The sequence below is a fragment of the Bacteroides caecigallinarum genome, from assembly GCF_021530995.1.
GTDB lineage: Bacteria > Bacteroidota > Bacteroidia > Bacteroidales > Bacteroidaceae > Phocaeicola > Phocaeicola faecigallinarum.
Window position 1 is genome coordinate 1 of record NZ_JADYTF010000177.1, and the last position, 4,435, is coordinate 4,435.

The window sequence follows — 4,435 nt, forward strand, 5'->3', positions numbered from 1 at the left end:
TTATCTTTGTATTCCTCACGAGTACATTGGTGGGTGTATAGACCCCACGCATGATATAGAAAACTGCTGTTCATAATTGTACGTTTGCTTGTGCTTATTCAAATATACAATTTGTGCAGCGGTTTTCCTCTTTAATAAACTATCACGCGAAATGTCGGATGAACATGATTTTTTACTTATAGTAAATAAAGACAAATTTATAAGGATACAAAAAATACCGGCTTTGCGATAATTAATTCCACATAGCCGGCACTGTTTCTTAATTATTGGCTATAACCTTCCAATCTTCTATAGTACCTGTCTCCGACGAGAAGCTCGCGCCTATTTTATATATAACTCGCGAATCTGATTCATACTCTCTGGCATATCCTTTTTCCTCTATCTGTAGCAAAGCCTCGTCAGCACTACCGTCAAGCTTGAATTCAAAGATATAGACATATCCCGGAGTCTCTATTATACAGTCCACACGTCCCTGGCTTTGGACCTTCTCTATATGTACCGTGTATACACTTATGAGTCGCATGATGAGATAGAATGTATACTGGAAATAACGTTCACGTTCCCTTTCGTCTTCCTTACGGCGAATCGTGTACGGGATGCTTGCCAGAAAAGATGTGAACATTGTCTGTAATGTTTTGACATCACCTTTCCTCATAGCCACTACGACACTGCGTATCCACCCCTCTGTCTCTTCCTCCGGTTTAAGATATGATGACGTTGCCATCGTAAGGAATCCGTTCTTCACCTCGTTGTTCGGGAAATCCAGAAGGAATGTATTGAAATCCATGTCATAATCCTTTATGGTGAGATAACCACTCTGGAAAATCATAGGCAGAGGACGCTCCACATCGGCCTTGTAGTCTATAAACTCTGCCGGACTATAATACTTGCCGGTAAGCTCGTTTACATTCTCATTGAAATGGTTGAGCAGACGAATCAGGTAAGTAGGAGTGCCGGAGCGGAACCAGTAATCTTCAAGATCTTTACTGTCAAGGGCATTCAGTAGGCTGAACGGATTATATATATCAGTCATTCTCTTGCTGAAATGATATCCGTCATACTGTCTTTTCAGTTGTGCACGCATTTCCTCGAAAGAATAATTATATTCTTCAGCCATTTCCGATATGGCATCTGTGAAGCATGAGTCTATCTCTTTCTGTGTTATGCCACACAATGCCTCATATCGTGCATCCAGGCTTATGTCTTTGGGCTGGTTGAAGCCGCTGAACACACTAACCTGCGAGAATTTTGTCACCCCTGTAAGAAGTACGAACCTTAGATGTTCGTCGGCTGCCTTGAATACTGAATAGAAAGCCTTTAATATGTTTCGGTTGCATTCTTCCAGATTTTTGTCCACATCAAGTACATCCAGCAACGGTTTGTCATATTCGTCAATCAGAACTACAGCCCGTTGCCCAGTCAGCTTATGTGCGGTACTGAGGACTTTCAGAAAACGTCCTCCTAAGTCCAAAAGCTCTGTATCCGAAACGATACCATATTCCGATTCCCAATCTTTGACATAAGTGTGCAGACGTTTCTCCAATACACCTTTTTCAATGAAATTAGACCCGTTGAAATCTAAATGAAATACAGGATAAACAGTCCATTCCGATTCCAGGCTGTTTATGGCCAGTCCCTTGAAAAGTTCTTTTCGTCCAAGGAAATAATTCTTAAGGGTGGACACCAGCAAACTTTTTCCGAAGCGTCGCGGGCGGCTGAAGAAATAAATTTTCCCTTCATTCACCAGCCGGTGTATTATGTCTGTCTTGTCTACATATACATAACCTTCTTCTATAATCTGGTCAAAACTCTGTATTCCGATAGGATATTTCATGCGTAACCGTTTTAAATTGATGGATATTACCGATTCTCTTTCTTCGTTTTAGGCAAATTTAATGTAAAACTGTTGAATTACAAAATTGTCTCACCTTTAATTGTCTCTCTGGAATAACCATCCTGCACCATCCGCCAGAGGTGTTTCTGAAATATCGTGCCGACAATTCAAATATATAATGTAAAGAAATTATAACAAACAATAAAAGAAAAAAATCGATATGTCTGTAAGATAGATAAAATCGTTTTTTATTAAAGTCATGGATAGTTGAGTGTCATGTCACGGATTTTTGTATTTTTGTATTCCATTCATCAGTGGTCATGATATTTATATTCCCGGCTGATGGATTAAGAAATGGAAATGGAATATTAAATCAGAAAATGTAGCAAAGTATGAACGAATATTTGCGAATACAAAATTTTGGTCCGGTTGTAGATATTGAATTAGACAACATCGCCCCTTTTACAGTCCTTATAGGGGAGTCCGGAAGTGGCAAGAGTACAGTTATGAAGGTTCTTTCTATGTTCAGATGGATCTATAAGCGTATAGTACTCCGTTCGTATGTCAGACAGGCTAAGATTAAAAAAACAGGTATAGGCATTCAGATGAAGACACTCTTAAAGACATCTCAGTTGAATGAATACTTGAAGGATGATACTGAAATTGTCTATCGTAGGAATGACTATACTATTTCTTATGTGAACGGTAAGTTGAATGCACAGGCAGACATACCTGCAGACGATCTCAGCCTCGAAAAAATATGCTATATATCTGACAAGCGTTCAATGATACCGGACTTTTTGGAAAATAAGATTGAGAGAAAGAATGCCAATTATCATCTACAGGATACATTGGAGAACTTTCTTCTTGCTGCCGATTCCATTCGTCAATTGCCGTTGAATTATCTCAATGTAGAGTTGAAGATTGAAAAAAGTTCCAAAGGCGACAAATATATGATTAAGAGCACTGATGGAGATCCATGTTCTATTCAGTTGCGAAATTCATCTTCGGGAATGCAAACAGTGACTCCAATAAGTCTGATAGTGGAGTATTACTCCAAGAAATTCGATTCGCAAAAATCAATGAACTCTTCTTTGTTCAGTTATTTGCAGGATAATGATAAACTTGATGCATTCAATACAACAAAGAATATCGGTGAAATAAAGAATAAAAATGTGCATTTGTTTATCGAGGAACCTGAATTAAGCCTTTACCCTGATAGCCAGAGACATTTGATAGATTTCCTTGTCAACCGTTGTTTCATGCTTGAACATCCATACAATATGACATTGATGCTTGCCACCCATAGCCCTTACATCGTCAATTATTTGAATGTCCTGATTCGCAGAACCAAGGAATTGGGAAAAGTTTTCATACGCCCGGAAGACGTGAATGTATATGAAATTTTTGAGGGTACTACAGGTCAATTGAAGACGCTTAATGCCAGACCTATCATCGATACGCGTTCGATGTCAGAGCCTATAACAGAAATGTATACTGAATTTAATTCATTGTGAGTATGGAACAGATATTGAAGACTGAAATAGTCGGGATTTTGAATGCAATACAGAGAGGTAATGCGCTTGTGATGTCTGCAAATGAGTCGATTCCTGAAGATGTGGAGACATCGGAACAGAAATTTGATCTGGTTGATTCAAAAGACGGTATTCCCATAAGAGCATTTGAGACAGGTACTGCACATTATATAAATGGAGAAGAAAATAACACATATAATCTGAAAATTATCTGTTACGATGATTTTATTCATAAATTCACATTTGATGATGGTAATGGGCATGCTCATGTCAGCAGACTGAAAGACGGTGTTAGAGTAGCAGAATTGTAAAATTGATGAGATAATAATATCACTTGTCTTATCTTGGAATAACCACCCTGAGTTATGTGTCTGAAATATCGTGTCGACAATTCCAACTTTACATGATAATCACTATTGGTTCACAAGTTTGTGGTCCACAAACTTGTGAACCAACTAAGAATTGTGTATATTTGTATTCGTATATTCAAAACAATGAACAATGGAAAAAGCTTTCGTTTATGGTGTTTCAGTTGAAAATGAGAATTTTACTGACAGAGTAAAGGAGATTATGGATATATATAACTTGGGGACAAAGTCTAATTTTACCCGCATTAAAAACACCCTTATAGAAAAAGAGCTGATAGAAGAACGTAAGGATGGATTATATCTGTCGGACCCTATTTTCAGGATATGGTTTAATAGTAATTATAATAATTTGTGATGTATCTGCATTAGTCTGAAATTAGTTAGTAATGACATGATTCTCAAATATCGTGCCGGCAATTCTTTATTTCTCCACTTTCCAATCTGCAATATTCCTTATTGACATATCAAAGTTTACGCCGACTTTGATTATGGCCTTTCTGTCAAGAGTGTAAGGGATCATATATCCTTTGTCGTCAATCTGTTTTAAGGCATCTTCTGCACTTCCGTCCAATTTAAATTCGAATACATAGATAAATTTCTCCGTCTTCACCACAGCATCAGCCCTGCCGTTTGCGCTGCGTACCTCTGCATCGATGAACTGCCCCAACAGTCTGAACACAAGATAGAACACTGCCTGA

At 38.1% G+C, this 4,435-nt stretch carries 5 protein-coding genes; 3 read left to right on the forward strand and 2 right to left on the reverse strand.

From position 1 onward, the window contains the following. Positions 1–259 precede the first annotated feature (259 nt). A complete protein-coding gene (locus I6E24_RS15495) occupies positions 260–1,834 on the reverse strand; it encodes an ATP-binding protein (protein ID WP_235329514.1) in 1,575 nt (524 codons plus the stop codon). Positions 1,835–2,226: 392 nt separating this feature from the next. On the opposite strand from I6E24_RS15495, the gene I6E24_RS15500 reads away from it, so the two are divergent. The 3 genes from I6E24_RS15500 (at position 2,227) to I6E24_RS15510 (ending at position 4,092) form a co-directional block, all read left to right on the forward strand. Then, complete coding sequence (locus tag I6E24_RS15500; RefSeq protein ID WP_235329516.1) at positions 2,227–3,351, forward strand: AAA family ATPase; 1,125 nt, start codon at positions 2,227–2,229, stop codon at positions 3,349–3,351. 2 nt (positions 3,352–3,353) lie between these two features. Beyond that, positions 3,354–3,680 (forward strand): hypothetical protein, encoded by a 327-nt coding sequence (locus I6E24_RS15505; RefSeq protein ID WP_235329518.1) that lies wholly within the window; start codon positions 3,354–3,356, stop codon positions 3,678–3,680. A gap of 190 nt (positions 3,681–3,870) precedes the next feature. Beyond that, positions 3,871–4,092: a hypothetical protein gene (locus tag I6E24_RS15510; RefSeq protein WP_235329520.1), complete on the forward strand. Its 222-nt coding sequence runs from the start codon at positions 3,871–3,873 to the stop codon at positions 4,090–4,092. A 66-nt stretch (positions 4,093–4,158) separates the two neighbouring features. Here I6E24_RS15510 and I6E24_RS15515 read toward each other — a convergent pair. Next, positions 4,159–4,435, reverse strand: a 277-nt coding sequence (locus tag I6E24_RS15515) for a PD-(D/E)XK nuclease domain-containing protein (RefSeq protein ID WP_235329522.1), incomplete at its 5' end; no start/stop codon positions are given.

Excerpts from the sequence above, each read along its gene's own strand:
- I6E24_RS15500 (WP_235329516.1), top strand. The coding sequence starts at position 2,227 with ATGAACGAATATTTGCGAATACAAAATTTTGGTCCGGTTGTAGATATT.
- I6E24_RS15510 (WP_235329520.1), top strand. The coding sequence starts at position 3,871 with ATGGAAAAAGCTTTCGTTTATGGTGTTTCAGTTGAAAATGAGAATTTT.
- I6E24_RS15505 (WP_235329518.1), top strand. The coding sequence starts at position 3,354 with ATGGAACAGATATTGAAGACTGAAATAGTCGGGATTTTGAATGCAATA.
- I6E24_RS15495 (WP_235329514.1), bottom strand. The coding sequence starts at position 1,834 with ATGAAATATCCTATCGGAATACAGAGTTTTGACCAGATTATAGAAGAA.